The 24009-nt window shown below is 67.0% G+C and carries 26 protein-coding genes; 11 read left to right on the top strand and 15 right to left on the bottom strand.

The genetic code is table 11. The features are described from left to right. Positions 1–72: 72 nt before the first annotated feature. The gene (locus tag OU998_RS01925) at positions 73–1908 is read right to left on the bottom strand and encodes a cation:proton antiporter (protein ID WP_267515166.1); all 1836 of its coding nucleotides are present in this window, start codon (positions 1906–1908) and stop codon (positions 73–75) included. A gap of 155 nt (positions 1909–2063) precedes the next feature. Here OU998_RS01925 and OU998_RS01920 point away from each other — a divergent pair, with 155 nt between their 5' ends. Continuing rightward, on the top strand, positions 2064–4187 hold the full coding sequence (locus OU998_RS01920; RefSeq protein ID WP_267515165.1) for a M13 family metallopeptidase: 2124 nt from the start codon (positions 2064–2066) through the stop codon (positions 4185–4187). A gap of 373 nt (positions 4188–4560) precedes the next feature. On the opposite strand, the gene hisS is transcribed toward OU998_RS01920, so the two are convergent. From hisS to hslV, 3 genes are all read right to left on the bottom strand, one after another. Then, positions 4561–6051 (bottom strand): histidine--tRNA ligase, encoded by a 1491-nt coding sequence (hisS, locus tag OU998_RS01915; protein ID WP_267515164.1) that lies wholly within the window; start codon positions 6049–6051, stop codon positions 4561–4563. Between the two features lie 67 nt (positions 6052–6118). Further along, a complete protein-coding gene (locus OU998_RS01910) occupies positions 6119–7219 on the bottom strand; it encodes a DUF4268 domain-containing protein (RefSeq protein WP_267515163.1) in 1101 nt (366 codons plus the stop codon). A gap of 99 nt (positions 7220–7318) precedes the next feature. Then, positions 7319–7873 carry an ATP-dependent protease subunit HslV gene (gene hslV / locus OU998_RS01905; RefSeq protein ID WP_267515162.1) on the bottom strand — a complete coding sequence of 185 codons (555 nt, stop codon included), beginning with the start codon at positions 7871–7873 and terminating at the stop codon, positions 7319–7321. 134 nt (positions 7874–8007) lie between these two features. Between hslV and OU998_RS01900 the strand changes: the two genes are divergently transcribed. The 3 genes from OU998_RS01900 (at position 8008) to OU998_RS01890 (ending at position 9696) form a co-directional block, all read left to right on the top strand. Continuing rightward, positions 8008–8418 carry a BLUF domain-containing protein gene (locus OU998_RS01900; protein WP_267515161.1) on the top strand — a complete coding sequence of 137 codons (411 nt, stop codon included), beginning with the start codon at positions 8008–8010 and terminating at the stop codon, positions 8416–8418. Positions 8419–8497: 79 nt separating this feature from the next. Continuing rightward, complete coding sequence (locus OU998_RS01895; RefSeq protein WP_267515160.1) at positions 8498–8908, top strand: BLUF domain-containing protein; 411 nt, start codon at positions 8498–8500, stop codon at positions 8906–8908. Positions 8909–8961: 53 nt separating this feature from the next. Further along, positions 8962–9696 (top strand): HesA/MoeB/ThiF family protein, encoded by a 735-nt coding sequence (locus tag OU998_RS01890; RefSeq protein WP_267515159.1) that lies wholly within the window; start codon positions 8962–8964, stop codon positions 9694–9696. Positions 9697–9699: 3 nt separating this feature from the next. Here OU998_RS01890 and OU998_RS01885 read toward each other — a convergent pair whose 3' ends face one another. Then, positions 9700–9951 (bottom strand): hypothetical protein, encoded by a 252-nt coding sequence (locus tag OU998_RS01885; protein WP_267515158.1) that lies wholly within the window; start codon positions 9949–9951, stop codon positions 9700–9702. A 120-nt stretch (positions 9952–10071) separates the two neighbouring features. Here OU998_RS01885 and OU998_RS01880 point away from each other — a divergent pair, with 120 nt between their 5' ends. Further along, positions 10072–11277 (top strand): DUF6880 family protein, encoded by a 1206-nt coding sequence (locus OU998_RS01880; RefSeq protein ID WP_267515157.1) that lies wholly within the window; start codon positions 10072–10074, stop codon positions 11275–11277. Between the two features lie 12 nt (positions 11278–11289). On the opposite strand, the gene OU998_RS01875 is transcribed toward OU998_RS01880, so the two are convergent. Continuing rightward, positions 11290–12276, bottom strand: coding sequence for a 2-hydroxyacid dehydrogenase (locus tag OU998_RS01875; RefSeq protein ID WP_267515156.1), 987 nt, complete (start codon positions 12274–12276; stop codon positions 11290–11292). Between the two features lie 63 nt (positions 12277–12339). On the opposite strand from OU998_RS01875, the gene OU998_RS01870 reads away from it, so the two are divergent. The 4 genes from OU998_RS01870 to OU998_RS01855 all read left to right on the top strand — a co-directional run bounded on the left by OU998_RS01870 (position 12340) and on the right by OU998_RS01855 (position 15284). Beyond that, positions 12340–12912: an SH3 domain-containing protein gene (locus OU998_RS01870; RefSeq protein ID WP_267515155.1), complete on the top strand. Its 573-nt coding sequence runs from the start codon at positions 12340–12342 to the stop codon at positions 12910–12912. Between the two features lie 78 nt (positions 12913–12990). Continuing rightward, complete coding sequence (gene fabA, locus OU998_RS01865; protein WP_267515154.1) at positions 12991–13527, top strand: 3-hydroxyacyl-[acyl-carrier-protein] dehydratase FabA; 537 nt, start codon at positions 12991–12993, stop codon at positions 13525–13527. A 76-nt stretch (positions 13528–13603) separates the two neighbouring features. Then, entirely contained in the window at positions 13604–14821 is a 1218-nt protein-coding gene (gene fabB / locus OU998_RS01860) for a beta-ketoacyl-ACP synthase I (protein ID WP_267515153.1), read from the top strand. A 4-nt stretch (positions 14822–14825) separates the two neighbouring features. Further along, complete coding sequence (locus OU998_RS01855; RefSeq protein WP_267515152.1) at positions 14826–15284, top strand: GNAT family N-acetyltransferase; 459 nt, start codon at positions 14826–14828, stop codon at positions 15282–15284. 18 nt (positions 15285–15302) lie between these two features. Here the strand turns inward: OU998_RS01855 and OU998_RS01850 are convergent, their stop codons facing one another. Beyond that, on the bottom strand, positions 15303–16016 hold the full coding sequence (locus OU998_RS01850) for a rhomboid family intramembrane serine protease (RefSeq protein ID WP_267515151.1): 714 nt from the start codon (positions 16014–16016) through the stop codon (positions 15303–15305). Between the two features lie 157 nt (positions 16017–16173). Here OU998_RS01850 and OU998_RS01845 point away from each other — a divergent pair, with 157 nt between their 5' ends. Both OU998_RS01845 and OU998_RS01840 read left to right on the top strand, forming a co-directional pair. After that, the gene (locus tag OU998_RS01845; protein WP_267515150.1) at positions 16174–16362 is read left to right on the top strand and encodes a hypothetical protein; all 189 of its coding nucleotides are present in this window, start codon (positions 16174–16176) and stop codon (positions 16360–16362) included. Positions 16363–16858: 496 nt separating this feature from the next. Beyond that, the gene (locus OU998_RS01840) at positions 16859–17902 is read left to right on the top strand and encodes an aspartate-semialdehyde dehydrogenase (RefSeq protein ID WP_267515149.1); all 1044 of its coding nucleotides are present in this window, start codon (positions 16859–16861) and stop codon (positions 17900–17902) included. Between the two features lie 18 nt (positions 17903–17920). Here OU998_RS01840 and truA read toward each other — a convergent pair whose 3' ends face one another. Genes truA through OU998_RS01800 form a run of 8 tightly spaced genes read right to left on the bottom strand, consistent with a single transcriptional unit; the run spans position 17921 to position 23998 of the window. Beyond that, positions 17921–18664: a tRNA pseudouridine(38-40) synthase TruA gene (gene truA / locus OU998_RS01835; protein ID WP_267515148.1), complete on the bottom strand. Its 744-nt coding sequence runs from the start codon at positions 18662–18664 to the stop codon at positions 17921–17923. Next, positions 18664–19587, bottom strand: a complete 924-nt coding sequence (fmt, locus tag OU998_RS01830) for a methionyl-tRNA formyltransferase (protein ID WP_267515147.1) — start codon at positions 19585–19587, stop codon at positions 18664–18666. The genes truA and fmt overlap by 1 nt, the downstream gene beginning before the upstream one ends. Positions 19588–19614: 27 nt before the next feature. Further along, a complete protein-coding gene (locus tag OU998_RS01825) occupies positions 19615–19857 on the bottom strand; it encodes a hypothetical protein (protein ID WP_267515146.1) in 243 nt (80 codons plus the stop codon). After that, the gene (gene def, locus OU998_RS01820; RefSeq protein WP_267515145.1) at positions 19857–20435 is read right to left on the bottom strand and encodes a peptide deformylase; all 579 of its coding nucleotides are present in this window, start codon (positions 20433–20435) and stop codon (positions 19857–19859) included. The genes OU998_RS01825 and def overlap by 1 nt, the downstream gene beginning before the upstream one ends. Before the next feature lie 44 nt (positions 20436–20479). Beyond that, positions 20480–20881 carry an acyl-CoA thioesterase gene (locus OU998_RS01815; protein WP_267515144.1) on the bottom strand — a complete coding sequence of 134 codons (402 nt, stop codon included), beginning with the start codon at positions 20879–20881 and terminating at the stop codon, positions 20480–20482. 34 nt (positions 20882–20915) lie between these two features. Continuing rightward, entirely contained in the window at positions 20916–21485 is a 570-nt protein-coding gene (locus OU998_RS01810; protein ID WP_267515143.1) for a hypothetical protein, read from the bottom strand. A gap of 26 nt (positions 21486–21511) precedes the next feature. Beyond that, positions 21512–22684: a polysaccharide biosynthesis/export family protein gene (locus tag OU998_RS01805; protein WP_267515142.1), complete on the bottom strand. Its 1173-nt coding sequence runs from the start codon at positions 22682–22684 to the stop codon at positions 21512–21514. Positions 22685–22714: 30 nt separating this feature from the next. After that, positions 22715–23998: a glycosyltransferase family 4 protein gene (locus OU998_RS01800; protein WP_267515141.1), complete on the bottom strand. Its 1284-nt coding sequence runs from the start codon at positions 23996–23998 to the stop codon at positions 22715–22717. Between the last annotated feature and the right edge of the window lie 11 nt (positions 23999–24009).

Below are 24009 nucleotides of genomic sequence, written 5' to 3'. Positions count from 1 at the left end.
CTTGCATCACGGAACCATGACGAAAATGGGTCGCGAAAGCGAATGTGGCGGCTAAGGTCGTGAATTCTAAGCTTAACCGTTATGGTTACCTGTCCCATTTTGAGGCATTCTCAACGCGCGGGTGGTTCTGCTGCGTCCCCCGGCGGGTATGGCGGCCTGGAAGGTTCTGCGGAACTGATCCCGTTTTTCGTGGATCGAAGCCAGCACCAGTCCCATGGGCACGCCCAGATCGACCAGGGTGTTTTCCGCCAGCTGCAGGCTGGCCTCGGTCGTCTCCGGCACCGCATCGGTGACGCCCAGCGCATAGAGGCGCGCGGCATGCTGGTCGTCGCGGGCGCGGGCGATGATGATCAGGTCGTCGCGCAGCGCGCGCGCCGTCGTCACCACCTCGTCCACCTTGGTCGGGGCGTCCATGGTGACGATCAGGGCGCGGGTGGACAGGACGCCGCAGTGGGCCAGCATCTCCGCCCGCCCCGCGTCCCCATAGAAGACGTCGAGCCCGTCACGCCGCCCGGCGGCGACGGAGGCGGCGTCCGTGTCCAGGGCGATGAAGGCCTGGCCGTGCTCTTTCAGCAGTTCTCCGATCAGCCGGCCCACCCGGCCGAAGCCGACGATGATGACGGCGCCGTCGGCCTGTTCGGGCGGCGCTTCGCCCTCGGGCGTGGTCGGCAGGTCCGGCGCCTTCTCGCGCGACAGCCTTTGGCCCAGAAAGGCCAGCAGGGGGATCGAGAAGATGCTCAGGGTCGCCGACAGGGCGACGGTGCTGGTCAGGCCGGCGGGGGCGATCCCTTCGACCAGGCCGGTGGCGAAGACCACGAAGGCGAATTCACCGGCGGGCGCCAGAACCAGGGCGGTCTCGATCGCCGGTCGTGGCCCCAGGCCCCACAGGCGCGCCAGGCCGAAGATGACCCCGGTCTTCACCACGGTGATGGCCAGGGCCATGCCGAACAGCAGGACGGGATTGGCGGCGACCGCCCCGAGGTCCAGCCCCAAGCCGACCCCGACGAAGAAGACCCCCAGCAATAGGCCCTTGAACGGCTCTATGGAGACCTCAACCTCGCGGCGGAACTCGGTCTCGGCCAGCAGGACCCCGGCGACCAGGGCGCCGATGCTCATGGACAGGCCGCTGGCCTGGGCCGCCAGACCGGCGGCGACCACCACCAGCAGGCTGGCGGCGACGAACAGCTCACCGCCCTGGGCCGACTTGCGCGCCCGCGCGACCGAGCGGAACATCGGCCGCAGCACGACCCGGCCCAGCAGGACCAACAGGCCCAGGCCGATGGCGGCCGGCACCAGGGTGAACAGCGACCGCCCCAGCACGGCCGGATCCAGCGACCCGCCCGCCTGGGCGACCGCGGCCAGGACGCTGACGGTGATCAGGATCGGCGCGACCGACAGGTCCTGGGCCAGCAGTATGGCGAAGGTCGAACGGCCGACGGTCCCCTTCAGCCGCCCGCTCTCGGCCAGAACCGGCATGACCACGGCCGTCGACGACAGGGCCAGGCCCATGCCCAGCACCGCCGCGCTGACCGGCGTCTGGCCCACCAGAATGAACAGGCCCGCCAGCACCAGGGTGCAGGCCAGGACCTGCATCAGCCCCAGGCCGAAGACCAGTCGGCGCATGGCCCGCAGCCGCTCCCACGACAGCTCCAGCCCGATCATGAACAGCAGGAAGGCGACCCCCAGCTCGGACAGCTGCGCCAGTTGGTCGGGATCGCTGATGGTGAAATAGGACAGCCAGGGGATGGTGTCCGAAAACCGCGCGAGGCCGCTGGGGCCCAACACCACGCCGGCCGCCAGAAACCCCAGAACCGGACTGATCTTCAGCCGGTTGACCAGGGGCACGATCACCCCGGCGGCGGCCAGGAAGACCACCAGATCCTTATAGTCTCCGCCCTGCCCGTGCATTCGCCCTCCCGATCTGGAGCATCTGACCCTGAACTGTCGGTCGTGGCGAGGCGCCGTGACCGTTTCATGAAATTTTTTTAAGGCGACAGGTCCCGCCTCCGGTCTAGGGTCCGCCCCGACCCGCCCGTTTCGGGGGCGGAACCTAGGATACAGTGATGAAAAGACTGCTTATCGGGGCCGCCGCCGCCGCCCTTCTGCTGCCGGCCAGCGCCGCCTTCGCTCAGGACCTCGACCACGATCACGCCTGTATCGACGAGACCTGCTCGATCGTTTCCCTGTTCTCGGGTGAAGAGACCGCCGCCGGCTGGCAGGGCGTCGATGCGCCCCGCTATGGAACCTGGGGCTTCGACATGGCCGGCCGCGACACCTCGGTGAAGCCGGGCGACGACTTCTTCCGCTACGCCAACGGCGCGGCCTTCGACAAGCTGGTCATCCCGTCGGACCGCACCAGCTACGGCTCCTTCGCCCTGCTGCGCGAACTGTCCGACAACCGGATGAAGCAACTGGTCCTGGGCCTGGCCGCGCGCACCGATCTGGCGCCCGGTTCGGACGAGGCCAAGGTGGCCGACGCCTATCGGTCCTACATCGACCAGGCCCGGATCGATCAGCTCGACGCCCAGCCGCTGCAACCCTATCTGGCCGCCATCCGCGCCGCCGACAGCCATGAGAAGATGGCCGTCTATATGGGTCAGACGGTCGGCCGTTTCGGCGGCTCCTTCTTCGGCAGCGGCATCACCATCGATGCGAAACAGCCGACCCGCTACGTCGTCTCCACCGGCCAGTCGGGCATCGGCCTGCCGAACCGCGACTATTATCTGGAAGCCCGCCACGCCGATAAGAAAGAGAAGTATCAGGCCTATGTCGCCGACATGCTGGGCATGATCGGCTGGGCCAATCCGGCCGAGACCGCCGCCCAGATCGTCGCCCTGGAGACCAAGATCGCCGAGGCCCACTGGAGCCCGGTCGAGAACCGCAACCGCGACCGCACCTATAACGAATACACCATCGCCAAACTGGCCCAGGACGCGCCGGGCTTCGACTGGCAGGCCTATTATGATGCGGCCGAGCTGGGCGGCGTGCCGCGCCTGATCGTGCGTCAGGACACGGCCATGCCCAAGATCGCGGCCATCTACGCCGAGACCACGGTCGAACTGCTCCAGGCCTGGGAAGCCTTCCACACCGCCGACGACATGGCCCCCCTGCTGTCCAAGCGGTTCTCGGACGCCGAATGGGGCTTCCGGTCGCGCGACCTGTCGGGCCAGCCGGAACAGCGCACCCGCGAGAAGCGCGCCATCGCCTTCGCCGAAGGTTCGCTGGGCGAGGCCACGGGCCGGCTCTATGTCGCCCAGTATTTCCCGGCTGAATCCAAGGCCAAGATGGAAGAACTGGTCGCCAATCTGCGCACCGCCCTGTCGCACCGGATCGATAATCTGACCTGGATGGGCGACGAGACCAAGGCGGCGGCTCAGGAGAAGCTGCGGAAATTCACCGTCAAGATCGGCTATCCGGACAAGTGGCGCGACTATTCGGGTCTGGAGATCCGCGCGGACGATCTGGTCGGCAACGCGGTTCGGCGCGGCCTCTTCCAGTGGAACTACCAACTCGCGCGCCTGAACGAGCCGGTCGACAAGTCCGAGTGGGGCATGACGCCTCAGACGGTCAACGCCTATTATAACTCGGCCAATAACGAGATCGTCTTCCCGGCCGCCATCCTGCAGCCGCCCTTCTTCGATCCGAACGGCGACCCGGCGGTCAACTATGGCGGCATCGGCGGCGTGATCGGCCACGAGATCGGCCACGGCTTCGACGACCAGGGCTCCAAGTCCGACGGCGACGGCGTTCTGCGCAACTGGTGGACCCCGACGGACAAGGCCAATTTCGAGGCCCTGACCGCCCGCCTGGGCGCGCAATACGCCACCTATGAGCCGATCGCCGGCTACACCATCAACCCGGGCCTGACGATGGGCGAGAACATCGGCGACGCCTCGGGCGTGGCCGTGGGGCTTGAGGCCTATCGCTTGTCGCTGGCCGGCAAGCCCGCGCCGGTGCTGGACGGAACCACCGGGGACCAGCGCTTCTTCTACGGCTGGGCCCAGGTCTGGCAGTCGAAGTACCGCGAGGAGGCCCTGAAGCAGCAGGTCGCCACCGACCCGCACTCGGCGGCCCAGTTCCGGGTCATCGGCCCGCTGCGCAACGTCGACGCCTGGTACGACGCCTTCGACGTCGAGCCCGGGACCAAATACTATCTGACGCCGGAACAACGCGTCCGCATCTGGTAGGCGGCGCGTCTTCGAAAACGGAAAAGGCCGGGGTTCGCCCCGGCCTTTTTCATAGGGAGACAGGATGAAAAATCGGGCCCGAAATCTGTAGATCGCATCGAAAAAATCTACAGGTCGTGCATTTTTCGCGAGGCTCCAGGCGCGAAAAAGCCCGCTGCGGGGGATACATCGCAGCGGGCTTTCGCGCTCTTTGAAGAGCGGACGTTTCCTCCCCGAAACGCCTTCGAGTGCTGCGCGCTTGAGCAACGCTTGCCCTCGAGTGAGTTCATTTGACGCAACCGGGCCGGGGTCGTCAACGGGCTTATCGCAGTGAATCGAACTTTCTTCGACTTATCGCCGATAACTGTTACCAGACAGACTTATTTATCGAAACTTATTCGATAATGGCGCGAATGGCGGAAACCATATCCGCGCGGGCGATCTTCATCTGGCCCGGACGCTCGGCCTTCCAGGCGTCGTTGTCGGTGATTGCCGCCGCAGCGGCCCGGCCCGCGTCCAGATCCTTGATGGTGACCTCGCCGCCGGCGATCTCGTCGCCGCCCAGGATCACCACGGCCGGCGATCCGCGACGGTCGGCGTATTTCATCTGCGCCTTCATGCCCGCCCGCCCCAGATACAGTTCCGCCGCAATTCCGGCGGCCCGCAGCTCGGCGACTGCGGCCAGATAGTGGCCCATGTCGTCCTCAGAGAAGACGATCACCACCACCGGCCCGCGCACCGCGTCCTCGCCGCCGCGGCCGGCGGCGCGCAGGGCCGAGGCCAGGCGCGAGACGCCGAAGGAGAAGCCGGTCGCCGGCAGGCTCTGGCCGGTGAACCGGGCGACCAGGTCGTCATAGCGTCCGCCGCCGCCGATGGAGCCGAACCGAACCGGCCGCCCCTTGTCGTCGGTGGTCTCCAGCAGCAGTTCGGCCTCGAACACGGCGCCGGTATAATATTCCAGTCCGCGCACGATGGTGGGATCGAACTTCACCGCCTCCTGGCCGACCTTCATGGCGCCCAGCGCCCGGTCGATGGCCGCCAGCTCGTTCAGCGCCGCCTCGCCCGCCGCGCCCAGGTCGCCCGAGCGGGCGACCGCGTCCAGGGTCTCGGCCCGCGACAGGCCCGGCGTATTGGCCGAGGCCAGGAAGGCCTCGATGGCGCCGGTCACCTTGGCGGGCAGGTTCGCCCCCTTGGTATAGTCGCCGGACTCGTCCAGCCGGCCTTCGCCCAGCAGTTGGACCACGCCCTCCCAGCCCAGGCGGTCGAACTTGTCGATGGCCCGCAGCGCCGTCAGCCGCTGGCCCGCCTCCGTCACGCCGCCGGCGTCGAACAGGCCGTCGAACAGTTTGCGGTTCGAGACGCGGATCTGGGCCTGGCCCGCGTCCAGTCCGGCGGCGCCCAGGCCTTCGCAGGCCATGGCGATGATCTCGGCGTCGGCCTCGGGCCGGTCGGAACCCACGGTGTCGGCGTCGCACTGCCAGAACTCGCGGAACCGGCCGGGGCCCGGCTTTTCGTTGCGCCACACCGGGCCATAGGCATAGCGGCGGAAGGGCTTGGGCAGGGTCTCCCAGGTTTGGGCCGCGAACCGGGCCAGGGGGGCGGTGTGGTCATAGCGCAGGGCCATCCACTCGCCCGGCTCGTCCGACCCCGCATCGTCCTGAAGCGCGAAGACGCCTTCATTGGGCCGGTCGGCGTCAGGCAGGAATTTGCCCAGGGCGTCGGCGTATTCGAAGGCCGGCGTCTCCAGCGGCTCAAAGCCCCAGCGCTCATAGACCTCGGACACGCGCGCCACGATGCGGCGTTCGGCGGTCAGGTCACGGCCGCGCTTGTCGGCGAAACCGCGCGGATTACGGGCGAGGGGGCGGATGGGGGCGTCTTCGGTCATGGCGCGCGCTTAAGCCAAGGGAGGGGCGGCCGCAACTCGTGGGCCAGTTTAGCGTCCGCGAAGAGGTTCAGCTTTCACTGAGTCTGGGCTTTAGGGCGTGCTCGAGTCGCACCATGGCATCAGTCATGAATGTGATCATGGCGGGCCATTGTTCTTTCTGGAATACGTCGGCGGGCTGTTCGAGTTTGATGCGGCAGGCCCGGCGGTGGTCCAGGCGTTCCCAGCCCAGCGCTGTGTTCACGCTGTTCTCAATGGTTGCGCGCTCCGCATGCAGCCGGTCAAAAATGGCTTCGTTTTCGGCCGTATCGCCACGGTCGATATATAGTTCCGCACGGCAATACCGCTGCGTTGCTCCAAAGTTGAACGCCACGCCGCGCGTTCCTGAACCTGCGCTGATCCAGCTTTCCTTGCTGGGCGAGATGTTGGCGTAGAGCCGCGAAGGTGTGGCGTTCATGGCGCGGATCAATTCGATCCAGAACTGGCGCCGGATCGGATGGCGGCGGGCCTCACTTTCGACCCCCTCGATCTCCTCCTTGGCCTTGTCCGCCAAGCCGATGGTGAACTCCTCGGTGTCCTTGACGGGGATGATCTGTTCCATGTTCAGGAACAAGTCGTCACCCAAGGCGAAGGGCGTCGCGCGGAAGCACTGAATCCGTAGGCGGAAGTTGCTCAGCCAGAGCACTGTGGACGTGACTTCCTTGCGGAAATTCGCCGCGACGAGAATGATCCGCTGAGTGATGCCCTTGTTCAGGGCGAGATCGTCATACTCCTGTTCGAAGAAGACGCTGAGGGTCTCTTCGGCGATGTCTGTTCTGCCGCTTTTGCGTAGATAGTCTTGGTAGATTTGACGGATGTCGTCCTTGGTGAGCGCCGAGCAGTACGAAGCGTATTTAAGCGCCTGCCAGGTCACATCGCGTCCGGTGTCGTCGAGCTTATTCTCGATAATGACGAGGGACCCCTGCTTGTCTAAGGCCAAAAGGTCGAGCCGTTCGCTGGTGTCGGAAAAGCCCGCGAATTCCTTTTGGATAATCAGCAGGTCTTCTCCCAGCGCTGAGGGCTGGTGGGCGATCCATTCCTGAAGGTGGGCTCTTTCGCGGAACCCAAGCTCACGAAAGGACACCTTCTTGAGCGCCTGAATTGAGTTGGTGACGCGGTCGATGCGATACATGCGTTAAGCGTAGCAGGTGTTTGGAGGCGCAACCACAGATCGAAGCGCTTGGCGGACGGATTTGCTTGTTCCGACCGATCGGTGCCCCGACTTTGTAGGTCACCCCTCCAACACCTCCACCGTCAGATTGCCGTTGGTATAGACGCAGATCTCGGCGGCGATCTTCATGGCCTTGCGGGCGACGGCCTCGGCGTCCAGGTCGGTTTCCTCGATCAGGGCGCGGGCGGCGGACAGGGCGTAGTTGCCGCCCGAGCCGACGGCGGCGACGCCATGCTCTGGCTCCAGCACGTCGCCGACGCCGGTGACGGTGAAGATCGACGACTTGTCCGCCACCAGAAGCATGGCCTCCAGCCGGCGCAGATAGCGGTCGGTGCGCCAGTCCTTGGCCAGGTCGACGCAGGCGCGCGCCAACTGGTCCGGATATTGTTCCAACTTGGCCTCCAGCCGTTCGATCAGGGTGAAGGCGTCGGCGGTGGCGCCGGCGAAACCGGCCAGAACCTTGCCGCCCGCCAGGGTGCGCACCTTGCGCGCCGCGCCCTTGACGATGGTCGGCCCCATCGAGACCTGGCCGTCGCCGGCGATGACGGTGCGGCCGTTCCTGCGGACCGCCAGGATTGTGGTGCCATGCCAGTCGGGGAAGTTGGATTGGGTCATGACGTCCAGATGGCGTGAGGCTGTTTCAGGATCAAGTCAGCCGCGATGTCGCGTATCGGTGTCATATTTTGACCTAAGTGATCAGTGTAAAGCAACAATGTACACCAAGTTTGTGCGATATCGGGGGTAGAGACATGCTCTATCGGGTTCTTATTGTGAGTGAAACGGTCGGGGGCGTAGGGCGCTCCACCGGGAGCGTGGTCGATATTCTTGGCGCGTCCGAGCGCAACAACCGCCGCGACGCCATCGGCAGCGCCATGCTGTTTTACGAAGGCCAGGCGGCAATCTTGTTCGAAGGCATGCGCGCCGACGTTGATCGGTTGCTGAAGCGGCTTTTCGCCGATCCTCGGCATCGCAATCTACAGATCCTGGCGGATCGTCCGATCGTTCAGCGCCGTCTCGCCGACCCGGTTCGGCTGTACGCCCTGTCGCCCGAACAGGGGGCGGAATATCTGCATGGGCGCCGGCTCGAAGAGGTCCAGGCGGAGGGGTTGGAACGCCTGTTGTCGTGCGACAAACTGCGCATGTCGGACTGTGCCGCCTGACCTTTTTCTGCGTGTTTCATTAACCTGCTCGCTTTACGGGTAAAAATCGATCTTCGGTCGTAAAGCGTATGAGTAATCAATGAGTTTGTTCCGTATCGTCTATGTCAGCGACGCCGTGGGCGACGCGGCCGTAGGTTTGCTGCCCTGGATAGACATCATCGGCGCCTCTGACCGGAACAACCGCAGGGATCATTTGACCGGCATCCTGATGCGGCACGAGGGCCGGTTCTTCCAGGCCGTCGAGGGCGCCCGCGTTGATCTGGACCGACTGATGGGGCGGCTGCGGACTGACCATCGTCACGCCAATATCCAGATTCTTTCTGACGGCCCGATCCCACAACGCCTCTTCCCCGGCTTCGCCATGGCCCAGGCCGATGCGCCGCCGGCGCTTAAGCGAATGCTGGCAGGGTCGCTGACCGACCCTTCGGTCCTGGCTCAGGCCGACCGTATCCTGGTCGACGTCAGCCGTGCGATGGCCGCTGTGACCTAGGCCCTTCGAACCAGAGGCCTCGCGCGACGGGCTCTGCGTCGCTAGAGGGGGACATGGTTTTCTCCGAAGACGAAGTCGAACGCTATGCGCGGCATCTGGTCCTGTCCGAGATCGGCGGGCCGGGCCAGCAGGCGCTGAAACGCGCGCGGGTGCTGATCGTCGGCGTCGGCGGCGTGGGGGCGCCGGCGGCCTTGTATCTGGCCGCAGCGGGGGTGGGGACTTTGGGGCTGATCGACGACGACGTCGTGGCCGTGTCGAACCTCCAGCGTCAGATCGTCTTCGCTACGGCCGAGACCGGCCGGCCGAAGGTCGAGGCCGCCGCCGCGCGCCTGGGCCAGCTGAATCCTCATGTGACGATCCAGGCCTTCGCCGAACGCCTGACGCCCGCCAATGCGGCGGACCGGATGGCGGGCTTCGACATCGTCCTGGACGGGACCGACGATTTCGAGACCCGTCTGGTCGTCAACGCCGCCTGCGTCGCGGCGGCAAAACCTCTGGTGTCGGGCGCTCTGGGGCGTTGGGGCGGTCAGGTGGGGGTGTTCGCCGGGCGGCCCTGCTATCAGTGTCTGGTGCCCGAGGTTCCGCCGGACGCCGAGACCTGCGCCCGTGTCGGGGTGGTCGGCGCCCTGGCGGGCGTTGTCGGGTCGATGGCGGCGCTGGAGACGGTGAAGCTGATCGTCGGCGCGGGCGAAAGCCTGACCGGGCGACTGATGATCTACGACGGTCTGGCGGGCGCGGCGCGGACGGTGCGGGTGGCCGCAGACCCCCATTGCCCGGTTTGCGGTTGAACCTCAGGCGGCCGTCGCGAACCGCACATCGGCCAGATCCAGATCCGGGATGTGCGGGGCGAAGCCCAGGGCGGGGTTGCTGAGCACCGTCACCAGCCGTTCGCCGCAATAGAGGTACAGGGTCTCGAACCCGACCCAGGTCCGGGCGATCTCGGCCAGAGCCTGATTCGCCGCCGTGTCGTCGGTCGCGCCCAGAACACAGATGTCACGCACCGGAACGCCCGGCAGGTTGACGATACAATAGTAGGAGTCCAACGCAGGTTTCCTCAGACAGGCCGCCGGAAACGAAGCTCGCTCGCGGCGGTTCCTTCCCTGCCCGTGGTTTTCGACAGCCGTGTGAGTCCGGTCCGACAGACTTGTGAAAAGGAGACCCCGATGGCCCGACGTCCCGCCGCGCCCAAACGTCTGAACGCCGCCAGCCTGGCCTCCCTGGGGGCGGATCGGCTGGGCGACCTGTTGATGCAGGCGGCGGACGGCGACGCCCTGCTGAAGCGGCGTCTGCGGCTGGTGCTGGCGGCCGAGGCGGGGGTCGAACCCCTGACGGTCGAGCTGGACAAGCGGCTGACGGCTCTGGCGGGGGCGCGGGCGCGGGTGTCGTGGCGCAAACGGCCGGACCTGCTGCGCGACCTCGACATGCTGCGCCGCGCGGTGGTGGATGATCTGGCGCCCAGGGCGCCCGTCGCCGGGCTGGACCGGTTGATCGCCTGGTTCGATCTGTTTCGCGGTCTGACCTTGCGGGTCAAGGATCCGCGCGGCGAGATGACGGCGGCCTTCGAGGCGGCGGCGCCCGAGCTTTGGACCGTCGCCCAGACGGCGCTGATGGATCAGGCCGCGATGGAGGGTTTAGCCGCCGCGATCGAGCGTCACCCGTTGGACTATGCCCGCTGGATCGGCGCGGCCGGTGAGGCTCTCTCGCCGGAGCTGGCGCGGGCTCTGCTGGCGATGCTGGATACGGAGGCGGGCGTGCGCGGCGCGCGAACCGCGATCCGGCGGTTGGCGGATCGGGCGGAGGATCTGGATCTGTGGCTGTCGCTGGTCACGCCGGACGAACAGGGATCGCCGGACTTTGCGGCGGCGGCGGCGCGGCGGTTGCTGGCGGCCGGTCGGATCGCCGAGGCGCGCCAGGCCCTGGAGGCGGCGCTGAAGCCGTCGGCGGCGAACCGGCGCTTCACCTTCGGTCGGTCGCCGGCTGCGGGCCCGCCGCCCCTGACCCCCGCCTGGGAAGCGGCCTCTATCGATCTGCTGGAGGCCGAGGGCTGCAAGGCCGAAGCCCAGGAGCTGCGCTGGGGCCTGTTCGAACGCGACCTGTCGGCGCCGGCCTTGCGGGCCTATCTCGCCCGCCTGCCCGATTTCGACGATGTCGAGGCTCTGGACCGCGCCCTGGCCCACGCCGCGACCCATGCCGATTTCGAGAGCGCTCTTGGCTTCCTGATGGACTGGCCCGCCCACCGCGAGGCCGCCGCCCTGGTCGAGCGCCGCATCGGTCAGGCCCGCACGTCTCTGCCGCTCAAGGCCGACTGGGCCGCGCGGCTGGCGCAGAAATATCCCGACGCCGCCGAACGGCTGCTGGCCGCGCCTTAAAGCATCGCCGGCCTAAAGCATGGCCGGAATGACCCGATCCGGCGGGCGGTGGCCGTTCTGGTAGGTCATGACATTGGCGATGACCCGGTCGCCCATGTCCTGGCGCGCCTCCAGCGTGGCCGAGCCCAGGTGGGGCAGGAGCACGACATTGGGCTGGCCCAGCAGGCCAGGGTGGATGGCCGGCTCGTTCTCGAACACGTCCAGGCCGACGCCGGACAGGGACCGGGTCGCCACGGCTTGAGACAGGGCCGCCTCGTCGATCAGTTCGCCCCGCGCCGTGTTGACCAGGATGGCGTGGGGCTGAAGCTTCGCCAGCCGTTCCGCCGACAGCAGGTGATGGGTGTCCTTGGTCGCCGGGCAGTTCAGCGAGACCACGTCCATCCGCGCCAGCATCTGGTCCAGATCGTCCCAGTAGGTCGCGCCCAGTTCTTCCTCGATCAGGGCCGAGACGGGTTTGCGGTTGTGATAATGGACCTGCAGCCCGAAGGCCTTGGCGCGGCGGGCCAGGGCCTGGCCGATCCGGCCCATGCCGACGATGCCCAGCCGCTTGCCCCACAGTTTGCGGCCGCACATCCAGGTCGGGGTCCAGCCCTCGAACCGCCCTTCGGCCACCACCTGGGCGCCTTCGACGATGCGGCGGCTGACGGCCAGAATCAGGCTCATGGCCAGGTCGGCGGTGTCCTCGGTCAGGACGCCGGGGGTGTTGGTGACGATGATCCCGCGCGCCACGGCCGCGTCGATGTCGATATGGTCGACCCCGGCGCCGAAGTTGGCGATCATCTTCAGCTGGTCGCCGGCCCCGTTGATCAGGTCGGCGTCGATGACGTCGGTGATGGTGGGCACCAGAACCTCGGCCCGCTGAACCGCCGCCACAAGCGCCGCCCGGTCCATCGGCTGGTCCTTCAGATTCAGTTCGGCGTCGAAAAGCTCGCGCATCCGGGTTTCGACCGCGTCGGGCAGCCGTCTGGTTAATACGACCTTAAGCTTGCGAACGGACATTGCGGGCCTTGGTTAGCGGGCGACGGTTCAGGATCGAAGCCCGCACGACGGGTCGTTTCCTCAGTGTCTAGCAAAGCCGCCGCCATCTTCCAAAGCCTGCGACGCCGCATCGCCGTCGCCCTCGCCGTTCTGGGCCTGGGCCTGATGGCCGGCGCGGGCGCGACCATGCCCGACGGGCGCCCCACGCCGACGGGGCTTGAGGTGCCGCGCTGGATCTCGCTGAAGTCCTCGCACGTCCGCGCCCGCCAGGGGCCGGGGCTGGATTATCCGATCCTGTGGGAATATCGCGCCGCGGGCCTGCCGGTTCAGGTAATCGCCGAGACGACCGAATGGCGAAAGATCTGCGATTCGGATGGCGCCGTCGCCTGGATCCATCGCACCGTCTCCTCGGGCCGGCGTTATGTCTTCAACACCTCGCCGGAAGAAGTGATGATCCACGCTGGGAAGTCCCAGGCCTCGGCCGTCCGGGCCCGCCTGTCGCCCCGCTCGCTGGTGTCGCTGGACGAATGCGAAGAGGGCTGGTGTCGGGTGCGGGCGCGTCGCCTGCACGGCTGGATCCAGGAACGGGCGGTGTTCGGCACCCAACAAAGGGCCCTGTGCAACGCCAATCGCCCCGCCGGAACCGGCCGCGACTGACGCCTGATCAGCCTCGGTGTTGAGCGAAGCGGCGCGGTCGTGTAACCCGCACGCAACAGCAGACCAGACGGAACCGCCTTGACCCAGTCCCAATATCCCTCGTCCTTCGACCACGAGGCCCTTCTCGCCTCCGGGCGCGGCGAACTGTTCGGTCCCGGCAACGCCCAGCTGCCCGCCCCGCCGATGCTGATGTTCGACCGGATCACCCAGATCTCGTCCGACGGCGGAACCCACGGCAAGGGCTATGTCGAGGCTGAACTCGACATCAATCCCGAGCTCTGGTTCTTCCAGTGCCACTTCATCGGCGACCCGGTGATGCCCGGCTGCCTGGGCCTGGACGCCATGTGGCAGCTGGTCGGCTTCTATCTGGGCTGGATCGGCGGCCCGGGTCGCGGTCGCGCCCTGGGCGTCGGCGAGGTCAAGTTCACCGGCCAGGTGACCCCGGACATCAAGAAGGTGGTCTACAAGATCAACCTGAAGCGGGTCATCAATCGCAAACTGGTGATGGGCATCGCCGACGGCGTGCTGGAGGCCGACGGCGAGGTCATCTACACCTGCAATGATATGCGGGTGGGCCTGTTCGGCGCCGCCAAGGATGAGGCAACCGGCGCCTAAGCGCCTATATACCGCGGACAGCGCGGAAGGCCCCCGCTCGATAGGCTCGGGTCGAGAAGCTTAAGAAGGAAACACCATGCGTCGTGTCGTCGTCACCGGCCTGGGCATCGTCTCTTCCATCGGCCACGGCGCCGAAGAGGTGACCCAGTCCCTGCGCGAAGCCCGTTCGGGCGTCGTCCATGCGCCCGATCACGCCAAATACGGCTTCCGCAGCCAGGTCTGGGCTCCGCCCAAGATCGGCCCGTGGGAAGAGCTGATCGACCGTCGCGCCGCCCGCTTCCTGGCCAACGGCACCGCCTGGGCCCACGTGGCCTTCGAAGAGGCGCTGAAGTCGTCGGGCATGACGGCCGAAGAGATTCGCGACGACCGCATCGGCCTGATCGTCGGCGAGGGCGGCCCCTCGACCCAGATCATTCTGCAAGCCGCCGCCACCACCATCGAGCGGGGCTCGCCCAAGCGGATCGGCCCGTTCGCGGTGCCGAAAGCCATGGCGTCCGGCCCCTCGGCCGTCCTGTCGACCTGGTTCCAGATGCGCGGCGTCAACTATTCGATCAGCTCGGCCTGCGCGACCTCCGCCCATTGCATCGGCGCCGGGGTCGAACAGATCCAGTGGGGCAAGCAGGACGTGGTCTTCGCCGGCGGCTGCGAGGACATCGACTGGTCCATGTCCAACATGTTCGACGCCATGGGCGCCATGTCGTCGGACTTCAACGAAACCCCGTCGGTCGCCTCGCGCGCCTATGACGTCAACCGCGACGGCTTCGTCATCGCCGGCGGCGCCGGCATCGTGGTGCTGGAAGAATACGAGCGGGCCAAGGCGCGCGGCGCCACCATTCTGGCCGAGGTCACCGGCTATGGCGCCAATTCCGACGGCTACGACATGGTCGCCCCCTCGGGCGAGGGCGCCCAGCGCTGTATGAAGATCGCGCTGGAACAGGCCGGCAATCCCAAAATCGACTATCTGAACCCGCACGGCACCTCGACCCCGGTCGGCGACTCCAAGGAGATGGAGGCCGTGCGCGCCGTCTTTGGCGACACCATGCCGATGATCTCCTCGACCAAGTCGCTGACGGGCCACTCGCTCGGCGCGGCAGGGGCTCAGGAGGCCATCTACTGCCTGCTGATGATGCAGAACGGTTTTGCGGCCGAGAGCGCCCATATCGAGACCCTGGATCCGGCCTTCGAGGGCATGCCCATCCTGCGTCAGCGCCACGAGGGCGAACTGACCCACGTCATGTCCAACAGCTTCGGTTTCGGCGGCACCAACGGCACGCTGATCCTGTCCAAGGTCTGAGCCCATGTTCGAGCTGCGGGTGGATGATCTGAGCGGGGAGGCGGTTCGCGCCCTTCTGGCCTTCCACCTGTCGGGCATGCACGCCAACTCCCCGGCCTGCCACGTCCACGCCCTGGACCTGACCGGCCTGCTGCAACCGAACATCACCGTCTGGACGGCCTGGGACGGCGCGGCCCTGGCCGGCATCGGCGCCCTGAAGCTGATCGACGCCGATCAGGCCGAGGTGAAGTCGATGCGCACCCACCCCGACCACCTGCGGCGCGGCGTGGCGGCGGTGGTGCTGGAACAGATCATCAACGCCGCACGGGCCGCAGGCGTGAAACGGCTGAGCCTGGAAACCGGCCGCGGCGACGCCTTCGAACCGGCCCTGGCGATGTACCGCCGTCGCGGCTTCGTGGACGGCGGCCCCTTCGCCGGATACGAGGCGAATGAATTCAGCCAGTTCCTGCATCTGGATTTGTAACGGCCGCCCTGCTGCGGCCTAGTGCTCTCGGACAGCGGCTAATGGCGGGGCCCACATTGGACCGACCAAAAGGCCAAACATGAAGCCGCCTAAATGCGCTTCCCACGCCAGTCCGCCATGCCCCCATGTCACCAGGAAGAATAAGCCCACCAATACGACATTGACCTTGGTGAACGCCCAAACTTTTCGACCCACCTGTCGGGAAAGGAGGGGAGCGAAGCCGCCGCCGGATTCTATGCGAGCCGCCAAGCCCCACAGGCCGCAAATGGCGCCTGACGCCCCAACCAGAGGGATGTTCCCTTGTAAATGAAGGGCTAGGTAGGCTGCAGCGCCTAGAAGGCCGGCAAACGCCATGAGCGCAGCGTAGCGAAACCACCCGTCCAGGCCGCTCCCCAGCCTGCCGACTACGATGGGGCTCAAGGTCAGCAAGGCGCTCAGATTCATCACGATATGGCCTAGGCCGCCGTGCGCCACCATGTGCGAAGCGAGCGTGTGCCATCGTCCTTCCGCCAACGCTTGTGCGGACAGGCCCCAAGCCCAGGGGCCGCCATGAAGCATCTCCAAAACGAAAGCCACGATCAGAACGACGGCCAAGGCCAGGCCGGGACCATCATCGGCTCCGGCCAGAGACTTCCATGTGCGGGGGGAGGTGATGGATACGCCCGTGCGGAGTCGCCCGCTGGAGGCGCGCTGTAATGCGGTCAAACTCCCGTTGGCTGCGGTCTCGTCCATCTAGCGATGGTGCCTCATCCTAGTATTGAGGCCAAGTTTAAGGTGTGGCCGATGTCGGTTTTCCGCGCCGGTGTCGATTTCGTTGTTCGACCCATTGCGGACAGTCGCTCAACCTTGTCATACTTCCCGAAATGTCAGGCTTGGGAATCCAGAGGACATGAAACGCCAGATCCGCGATCAGATCGCTGGCGAAGACCAGACGACACCGTCTTGGTCCATCAAAGAAGATGATCGCGCTCGTCAAGAGAGCCGCGCTGATCAGGCTGACGGGTATTATTTCGTTTGGGTGTTGATCTTCGCCGTACTTCCGCCACTGGCCAGCTTCGCATGGCGGCTTGTGACCTAGGTCTGCTTCGGCAATCAGCTATCCTAATTCCGAAAATATTCCGTCGACAAAACAACCGCCTGACTGAAAAGTCCGGCCTCCAACCCACCATGCCTTCCAGCGGGCCTATACTCCTGCCCGTCGATATCGAAGGGAGGCCCGCCTAATTGCACTCTTTTGCACATTGCACTGATTTCGAGGGTGCAGTGCAATTCGAGCCGCCCGATGGTTTTGCCGTGGGGTGACGGATTTTTGCGCGTTGAGCCGTCGAAAACCGAGCGCCGCGCCGGTCTTGTCTCCAAAAGCCTGTTTACACGACCGATCCTTGCCCTTAGAGAGCGTCGCCGTGACCCGCACCATGACCAAAGCGATTACCTCGAAAACCACCGGCTTCGGCGGGGCGGTTTCGGGTGTGCGCAAGGTCTGAAGCGCCGAACCCCGATCCCAAGCCCCGCCGATGCGCGGGGCGGTCGATCCGGCTGAACCCCGCGCCTCCATCCTTCCAGGAGACGCCTGAATGTCCTTTTCCCCGTCCAATCCCCCCCACGTCGGTATCGTCGGCGCCACCGGCCTCGTCGGCGAGATGATGCGCGGCCTGCTGGCCGAGCGGAACTTCCCGCTGGCCTCGCTGCGCCTGTTCGCCTCGGCCCGGTCGGCGGGCAAGACCATTCGCTTCGGCGAGACCGACATCGTGGTCGAGGATGCGGCGACCGCCGACTACGCCGGTCTGGACATCGTCTTCTTCTCGGCCGGCGGCGACACGTCCAAGGCCCTGGCGCCCAAGGTGGCGGCGGCCGGGGCGGTGGTGATCGACAACTCGTCCGCCTGGCGCTCTGATCCGCAAGTGCCGCTGGTGGTCGCCGAGGTGAACCCCCACGCCCTGGCCAACCTGCCCAAGGGGATCATCGCCAACCCCAACTGCACCACCATGGCCGCCATGCCGGTGCTGAAGCCCCTGCACGACGCGGCGGGCCTGAAGCGTCTGACGGTCTCGACCTATCAGGCGGTGTCGGGCGGCGGGATCGAGGGCATCCGCGTGCTGGAGGATCAGGCGCGCGAAACCGTGGGGCAGGGCGCGGCTCTGGCCCGCGACGGCGGGGCCGTTGACTTCGGCGCGCCGGAAAAGTGGGTCGTGCCGATCGCCGCCAATGTGGTGGCCCTGAACTATACGCTCAGCGAGGACGGCTATACCGACGAGGAGCTGAAGCTGCGCGACGAGAGCCGCAAGATCCTGGAAATCCCCGGCCTGCCGGTCTCGGGCACCTGTGTGCGGGTGCCGGTCTTCACCGGCCACTCCCTGTCGATCAATGTCGAGTTCGAGCGGGCGCTGTCGGCGGCCCAGGCGCTGGACCTGCTGGGCCAGGCGCCGGGCGTGGTGGTGACGGCCGTGCCGAACCCGCTGGAGGCGGCGGGCCAGGATCCGGTCTTCGTCGGACGCGTCCGTCCCGATCCGACGGTCGAGCACGGCCTGGCCCTGTTCGTCTCGAACGATAATCTGCGCAAGGGCGCGGCCCTGAACGCGGTGCAGATCGCCGAGGTTCTGGTCCAGCAGCGCGGCTGATCCGGCCCCAGGCGGGGTTCAGTCGTAGCGCACGCCGCTGAGATAGAGCCCCGCCGAGGGGGCGACGGGGCCGCACCGGGCGCGGTCCTTCGCCTCCAGCGCCGACTTGACGTCGTGGGCGGTCCAGCGGCCCAGACCCACCTCGACCAGGGTCCCGGCCATCGACCGGACCTGGCGGTGCAGGAAGCTGCGGGCCTGGAAGACCAGATGCACCTCTTCGCCGAAACGGGAGACGCGGGCCACGTCCAGGGTCTTGACCGGCGACTTGGACTGGCAGCCCACGTCGCGGAAGGTGGTGAAGTCGTGCAGGCCGACCAGGACCTGGGCCGCATGGTGCATGGCCTCGGCGTCCAGGGTCTTCTTGACGTGCCAGACCCGGTCGCGCTCCAGCACCGGCTGGGGGCGGCGGTTCAGGATCCGGTACAGATAGCCCCGGCCGGTGGCCGAGAACCGCGCGTGCCACTCGGGATCGGGCGCGTATTCGGCCGACAGGACGCAGACATCCTGTTTGATCAGATGGGCGTTGATGGCGTTCAGCACCGTATCGACCGGCCAGTCCCGCTCCAGATCGGCATGGATCACCTGGGCCGTGGCGTGAACGCCGGTGTCGGTGCGGCCCGCCGCGGCGATGCGGATCTGCTCGCCCGAAAAGGCCAGTATGGCGGCCTCGACCGCGCCCTGGACCGTCGGCTGGTCCGCCTGGGCCTGAAAGCCGTTGTAGGCCGTGCCGTCGTATTCGAGGGTCAGCTTGTAGCGCGGCATCAGCCGAGCACGGTCCCGGCCGGCAGGGCAAAGCCGCGCAGCATCTCATCGGCCGATTGCGCCGCCTTGCCCTCGCGCTGGACCCGGATCAGACGCAGAGCGCCGGTTCCGCAGGCCACGGTCAGGGCGTCGTCCAGCGTCGCGCCGGGCGCGCCTGAGCCGTCAGCCAGGGCCGACAGCAGGGCCTTGACCCGTACAGGTCCGGTCTCGGACGGGGCCTCGAACCAGGCGCCGGGGAAGGGCGACAGGCCGCGGATATGGGCGTCCACCTCGGCCGCCGGACGGGTCCAGTCGATGCGCGCCTCGGCGGGGGTGATCTTCTTCGCATAGGTCGGCTCGCCGACCTGATCCGACGGCGTGACGCTGCCCCGCTCGATGGCGGCCAGGGCGCGGGGCCACAGGCCGGCGCCGACATGAGACATACGCTCGGACAGGGTCGCGGCTGTGTCGTCGGCGCGAATGTCCATCAGTTCGGTCAGCAGGATCGGCCCCTCGTCCAGGCCCAGGCTCATCTGCATGATCTGGACCCCGGTCTCGGCGTCCCCGGCCATGATGGCCCTCTGGATCGGCGCCGCGCCGCGCCAGCGGGGCAACAGGGAGCCGTGCAGGTTCAGACAGCCCAGCCGGGGCGCCGCCAGCACCTCGGCGTTCAGGATCTGGCCGTAGGCGACGACGCAGGCGGCGTCGAGGTCCAGGCTCTGGAAGTTGGCGACGGCCTCGGGGGCCTTCATGCTGTCGGGCGTGAACACCGGCAGACCCATGGTCTCGGCGAAGGCGTGAACCGGCGACGGCGTCAGCTTCTGGCCCCGGCCCTTAGGGCGCGGCGGCTGCGAATAGACGGCGACGATCTCGTGGCCCGAGGCGAGAAGCTCGGCCAGGGACGGTACGGCGAAGTCGGGAGTTCCCATGAAGGCAAGGCGCATGGGCACGCCTTTAGAGGTTTAGGCCGCCTACTGCCAGCGGGTGAAGACGCCGCCGCCCTCATCCCACTCGCCGCCCGCATCCAGGGCGTCATCGAAATCGAGCAGCCGGTCCAGCAGCAGACCCGCCACCACGCCCAGCAGGGCGACGCCCGCCAGGGTCGCAACCCCGGCGACGCCGATCTTCTGGCTGCGGGTCAGGCGACGCCGCCCTTGGGTGTCGATGACCAGGGACTGGCCGCGGCGGATGGGGCGAGGGTTGCGTCGGGTCATCAGGCGGCGATCCTGTCGCGGGCGGCCTTCTTGACCTTGGTCACGGCGCGATCCCGCTTCAGCCGCGACAGGTGGTCGATGAAGAGCACGCCGTTAAGGTGGTCCATCTCGTGCTGGATGCAGACGGCGTAGAGGCCCGAAGCCTCTTCCTCCACCGACTGACCGTCACGGTTCAGATAGCGAATGCGGACGCGGGCGGGACGTTCCACCTTGTCGAAATACTCGGGGATCGACAGGCAGCCTTCCTCGTAGGTGTAGAGCTCGTCCGAGGTCCACAGGATCTCCGGGTTGGCGAAGAAACGCGGGTTCTTGCGCGCCTCGGCCGCTTCCGGGGTGTCTTCTTCCTCGGTTTCGCAGACGGTTCCGTCGCGATCGCCCAGGTCCATGACGATGACCCGGTCCAGCGCCCCGACCTGAACGGCGGCCAGGCCGATGCCCGGCGCGTCGTACATGGTCTCCAGCATGTCGTCCATCAGGGTGCGGACGGCGTCGTCCACGGCCGCGACGGGCGTGGAGACCTGTTTCAGGATCGCCAGGTCGGCGGGGATGTCGATGGTGAGGATGCGTCGGATGGCCATGGCCGGGACGTAGGCGCGCCCCGGCGTCAGGTCAAGATTTGCGCCTATTCCTTGCCGGGCAGGGGGCGCGGCTTGCGGTTGTCGTCGATGGCCACATAGGTGAAGACGCCCTGGGTCACGCGGACCGAGGTCGCCAGGGGCTGACCCCGTGACCGTTTCCAGGCCTCGACGTGAATCCGGATCGAGGTGCGGCCGGTGCCGATGACCTCGGCGTAGATGCTGACTTCGTCGCCCACCGCGACGGGCTGGTGAAACACCATGCCGTCCAGGGCCACGGTGGCGCAGCGGCCCTGGGCCAGTTCGAAGGCCGGGGTCGCCCCGGCCACGTCCATCTGGGCCAACAGCCAGCCGCCGAAGATGTCGCCCTCGGGATTGGTGTCCGCCGGCATGGCGATGATGCGGCCCACGGGGCGGGTTTCTGGCGGATACTCTGGGGCGTCGGACATGGGCAAGCTCTAGCGTTCGGGGATGGCGGCGTTCCTAGCGCGGCGTAGGCGACTTGTCGCGTTTGGCGCGAGGCTTCTTTGGCGGCGTCGGCGGCGTTAGGGTCAGTCGCGACGCCTTCACAGCCTTGGAGTCCCTAAGCGCCCGCCAGGCTCCGCCCAGCTCCATGGCGACCAGAAGATGATCCTGGGTCAGAAGGCCGCGCTTGGCCGTTCGAAGCTCGGCGATATCGTTCAACAGGCGCGAGGCGGCTTGTAGGTCGGAACGGTCAGAGCGCGCGCCCAGGTCCTGCAGTCGCGCGAACCGCCAACCCATTTCCGCAGGATGTTCCAGCGTCAGGGCGAAGCGCGCCTCGGGCGACAGCGTGGCGGCGATGAAGCTCCAGGCCTCCGTGTCCGGCGTCTTGCGGTAATGGCCGGGCGCGGTCGGCAGTCCTGCGCGGGCATAGACTTCCAGGGCGCCCGCCTCGATCTCGGCGAAAGCCACGTCCAGAGCGTCGGGGGCGGTCGGCTCGGGATCGACGGGACGATCAAAGGGGGACGTCGTCGCGCTATTGAGGTCTGTCCTTCGCGACCGACCGGAGTTGGGCCCGGTCAGTCGCGACATCAGGATCTGCCAGCGCGTCCGCACCGTCAGTCGGTGCTGAGAGAGCTGGTCACCGACACATCATAGATGACGCGGGTCAGGCTCTGGACGACCTCAAAGAATTTGCGGGCCTCGGCGGCGCCGGACAGGGGCACATAGATCACGTCTTCCGGCATGATCTGCATATTGGTGGCGGCGAAGACGTTGGCGGCCTCGTTGAAGTCCAGCTGGTACACCACGGGCACGCCTTTCGGGGTGGCGGGTTGGGTGATGCCAAGGGCTTGGGCGACTTCCGGTCGTTCGAAACGGAAGACCATGACGCGATGGGCGTTGGCGGTGTTGGTGTTCAGTCCGCCGACCTTGGACATGGCGCCGGTCAGGGTCATCGGCCCGGCGGGCATGTCGACCTGGGTCACGGCGTTCAGGGCGCCGAAGGTCGAGAAGCGACGGGGCTTGTACTGGACATTGATCACGTCGCCGCGTTGCAGACGGACGTTCTCGCCGAACTCGGTCGTCACGGCCGTCATCGGCGCCGTATAGGTCTGTCCGCCGCGCTGGATGCTGATGGTCAGGTCGTCGGTTTCACGGGCCGAGCCGCCTGCGGCCGCGATCACGTCGAGGATGCGGTCGCTGTTGACGCCCAGTGGCGCGCGGCCGGGCCGGCGCACGTCGCCGAAGACATTGACCGTATTGGAGGCGTTGTCGGCGATGCCGACCAGAACCTGAGGATTGGCGACCTTGCCCGCCAGGGCGCGGCGGACGGCCGTCGCAGCCTGGGGCGCCGTCAGACCTTCGACACGCACCTGACCGGCGAAGGGCACGGCGACCGAGCCGCTGCGGTCTACGGTCGCGCCCGGCAATGCCTGAGAGCCGCCGGATAGAGTGGCCTGGGTGCGATTGCCGCTGGAGCCGCTTCCCAGAGAACCGCCGAACAGGGCGCCCGACGGGTCATAGATCGAGATGGCGAGGGTGTCGCCGACGCCGATCACGTCGGCCGGCTGTTCGCTGGACGCGGCGGCTAGCGTGCCGAAGAACTGTGGCGGCACAGCCTTCATCCGCTCGGTCACCTCATAGGTGAGGGGCACCAGGGCGTAGCTGCCCTGTGTCTGTGCGGTTGTCGCGCCTGTGTCGATCGAAGATCCCGACGGCCCGTCGCGCGGCAGTGTGGAGCAGCCGCCCAGGATGGCGACGATGGCGAGGGGCAGGATGGTGCGAGTCATGAAGCGGGTCGGCCCTTGTTCGCGGATTGATTACAAGCCTTTGGAGACTCCCGCCAGAGGGGAGCTCGGCTCAAGGCCTATGGCGCGGGCGACAATCTCGAAGTGCGCGGGCCAGGACGGCGCAGGACGGGCCGCCGGAACAGTCGGCGGGCTCAGGGCCGCACGTTCGATCGCCGCCAGCCAGCCCAGCCCGTCCAGAGGATCGATCAGCTCCGCTTCGGGCGTCAGTTCGCGGTGGGGCGGGATGTCCGAGGCGATCAACGCCAGGCCCATGGCGCGGGCCTCGACCGCCGGCAGGTCGAAACCTTCCACCGAGGAGGGGGCCAGGATCGCCCGCGCGCCCCGCATCAGCCGCGCCAGCAGGACATCGGACAGGTTGGACGCCTGATGGACCACGCCGCGCAGGTTCGGCGATCGCTGCAGATGGTCCAGCACCGCCTCGTTCTCCCAGCCGTAGCGGCCGACCAGGACAAGCGACGGGGTCTGCTCGCCCAGTCGTTCCTCCAAGCGCCGCCACAGGGTCAGGAGAAGCGCCAGGTTCTTGCGCGCCTCGATCGTGCCGACATGCACGAAATAGGGCCGGGGCGCCGCAAAGACTTCGCCGGCGCCAAAGGCGGGCTCCAGCCCTAGATGGGCCACGTGGACAGGAGGCTGAGGCAGGCCTTCGCGCGAGGCGAAGGCGCGTAATTCATGCTCTGTGTAGGCAGAGTTGACGATGACCCGGCTGGCGTGGCGCAGGGTGTTGGCCACCCGAGCATGATGTTTGTCGCCGTCGCCGGGCCGGCAGAATTCCGGGTGGGTTATGGGAATCAGGTCGTGGATCAGGACGACCCGCTCGATCCCCGCCGCCTCCAGGTCTTTCAGCGCCGTCGGGTCGTGAAGGGTGGTGTGCCCAACGTTCAGATACAGGTCCGCGTCAGGCAGGGCCGCAACATGGCGCGAGTGGAAGAACTGCTTCAGCACCCGTCCCTTGTCGGCGGGCTTCTCCGCCGCCGGACCGGGCGGCGGGCTGATGACCGAAGTCTCAGGTCGGACCGGGGCGGTCAGAGCTGCCAGCAGGTGCGCTTCGTGCGCCAGGTCGCCCTGGGCGTCGCCTGCCCCGTTCCACCGGCTCCGCAGATCGGCGACGCAGCGGCGGAACCAGTCGGCCTTGACCGCCACCAGCCGGCCCTTGCGGCTGCGTACGGGAATTGTGACGACGTCGGGCCGCGACAGCAGCCATTCGGCATAGGCCAGACAGACCCGGTCCACGCCTGTGGGGGCGGAACGGTCGGCCCGGCTCATCAGCCGGCTGGCGTCATAGAGGATACGCATGACAGGGGTGC

The organism is Brevundimonas sp. SL130 (assembly GCF_026625805.1).
In the GTDB taxonomy this organism is placed as follows: domain Bacteria; phylum Pseudomonadota; class Alphaproteobacteria; order Caulobacterales; family Caulobacteraceae; genus Brevundimonas.
This window is presented reverse-complemented; position numbering and strand designations above follow the sequence as displayed.

What these genes read in the sequence shown, in the direction of transcription:
- OU998_RS01850 (WP_267515151.1), bottom strand. Translation starts at nt 16,016, where the DNA reads ATGGACGAGACCGCAGCCAACGGGAGTTTGACCGCATTACAGCGCGCC.
- OU998_RS01900 (WP_267515161.1), top strand. Translation starts at nt 8,008, where the DNA reads ATGCTCTATCGGGTTCTTATTGTGAGTGAAACGGTCGGGGGCGTAGGG.
- def (WP_267515145.1), bottom strand. Translation starts at nt 20,435, where the DNA reads ATGGCCATCCGACGCATCCTCACCATCGACATCCCCGCCGACCTGGCG.
- OU998_RS01920 (WP_267515165.1), top strand. Translation starts at nt 2,064, where the DNA reads ATGAAAAGACTGCTTATCGGGGCCGCCGCCGCCGCCCTTCTGCTGCCG.
- OU998_RS01840 (WP_267515149.1), top strand. Translation starts at nt 16,859, where the DNA reads ATGTCCTTTTCCCCGTCCAATCCCCCCCACGTCGGTATCGTCGGCGCC.
- hslV (WP_267515162.1), bottom strand. Translation starts at nt 7,873, where the DNA reads ATGACCCAATCCAACTTCCCCGACTGGCATGGCACCACAATCCTGGCG.
- fabB (WP_267515153.1), top strand. Translation starts at nt 13,604, where the DNA reads ATGCGTCGTGTCGTCGTCACCGGCCTGGGCATCGTCTCTTCCATCGGC.
- OU998_RS01890 (WP_267515159.1), top strand. Translation starts at nt 8,962, where the DNA reads ATGGTTTTCTCCGAAGACGAAGTCGAACGCTATGCGCGGCATCTGGTC.
- OU998_RS01815 (WP_267515144.1), bottom strand. Translation starts at nt 20,881, where the DNA reads ATGTCCGACGCCCCAGAGTATCCGCCAGAAACCCGCCCCGTGGGCCGC.
- OU998_RS01825 (WP_267515146.1), bottom strand. Translation starts at nt 19,857, where the DNA reads ATGACCCGACGCAACCCTCGCCCCATCCGCCGCGGCCAGTCCCTGGTC.
- OU998_RS01880 (WP_267515157.1), top strand. Translation starts at nt 10,072, where the DNA reads ATGGCCCGACGTCCCGCCGCGCCCAAACGTCTGAACGCCGCCAGCCTG.
- hisS (WP_267515164.1), bottom strand. Translation starts at nt 6,051, where the DNA reads ATGACCGAAGACGCCCCCATCCGCCCCCTCGCCCGTAATCCGCGCGGT.
- OU998_RS01875 (WP_267515156.1), bottom strand. Translation starts at nt 12,276, where the DNA reads ATGTCCGTTCGCAAGCTTAAGGTCGTATTAACCAGACGGCTGCCCGAC.
- OU998_RS01855 (WP_267515152.1), top strand. Translation starts at nt 14,826, where the DNA reads ATGTTCGAGCTGCGGGTGGATGATCTGAGCGGGGAGGCGGTTCGCGCC.
- OU998_RS01845 (WP_267515150.1), top strand. Translation starts at nt 16,174, where the DNA reads ATGAAACGCCAGATCCGCGATCAGATCGCTGGCGAAGACCAGACGACA.
- OU998_RS01805 (WP_267515142.1), bottom strand. Translation starts at nt 22,684, where the DNA reads ATGACTCGCACCATCCTGCCCCTCGCCATCGTCGCCATCCTGGGCGGC.
- OU998_RS01895 (WP_267515160.1), top strand. Translation starts at nt 8,498, where the DNA reads ATGAGTTTGTTCCGTATCGTCTATGTCAGCGACGCCGTGGGCGACGCG.
- truA (WP_267515148.1), bottom strand. Translation starts at nt 18,664, where the DNA reads ATGCCGCGCTACAAGCTGACCCTCGAATACGACGGCACGGCCTACAAC.
- fmt (WP_267515147.1), bottom strand. Translation starts at nt 19,587, where the DNA reads ATGCGCCTTGCCTTCATGGGAACTCCCGACTTCGCCGTACCGTCCCTG.
- OU998_RS01810 (WP_267515143.1), bottom strand. Translation starts at nt 21,485, where the DNA reads ATGTCGCGACTGACCGGGCCCAACTCCGGTCGGTCGCGAAGGACAGAC.
- OU998_RS01910 (WP_267515163.1), bottom strand. Translation starts at nt 7,219, where the DNA reads ATGTATCGCATCGACCGCGTCACCAACTCAATTCAGGCGCTCAAGAAG.
- OU998_RS01925 (WP_267515166.1), bottom strand. Translation starts at nt 1,908, where the DNA reads ATGCACGGGCAGGGCGGAGACTATAAGGATCTGGTGGTCTTCCTGGCC.
- OU998_RS01800 (WP_267515141.1), bottom strand. Translation starts at nt 23,998, where the DNA reads ATGCGTATCCTCTATGACGCCAGCCGGCTGATGAGCCGGGCCGACCGT.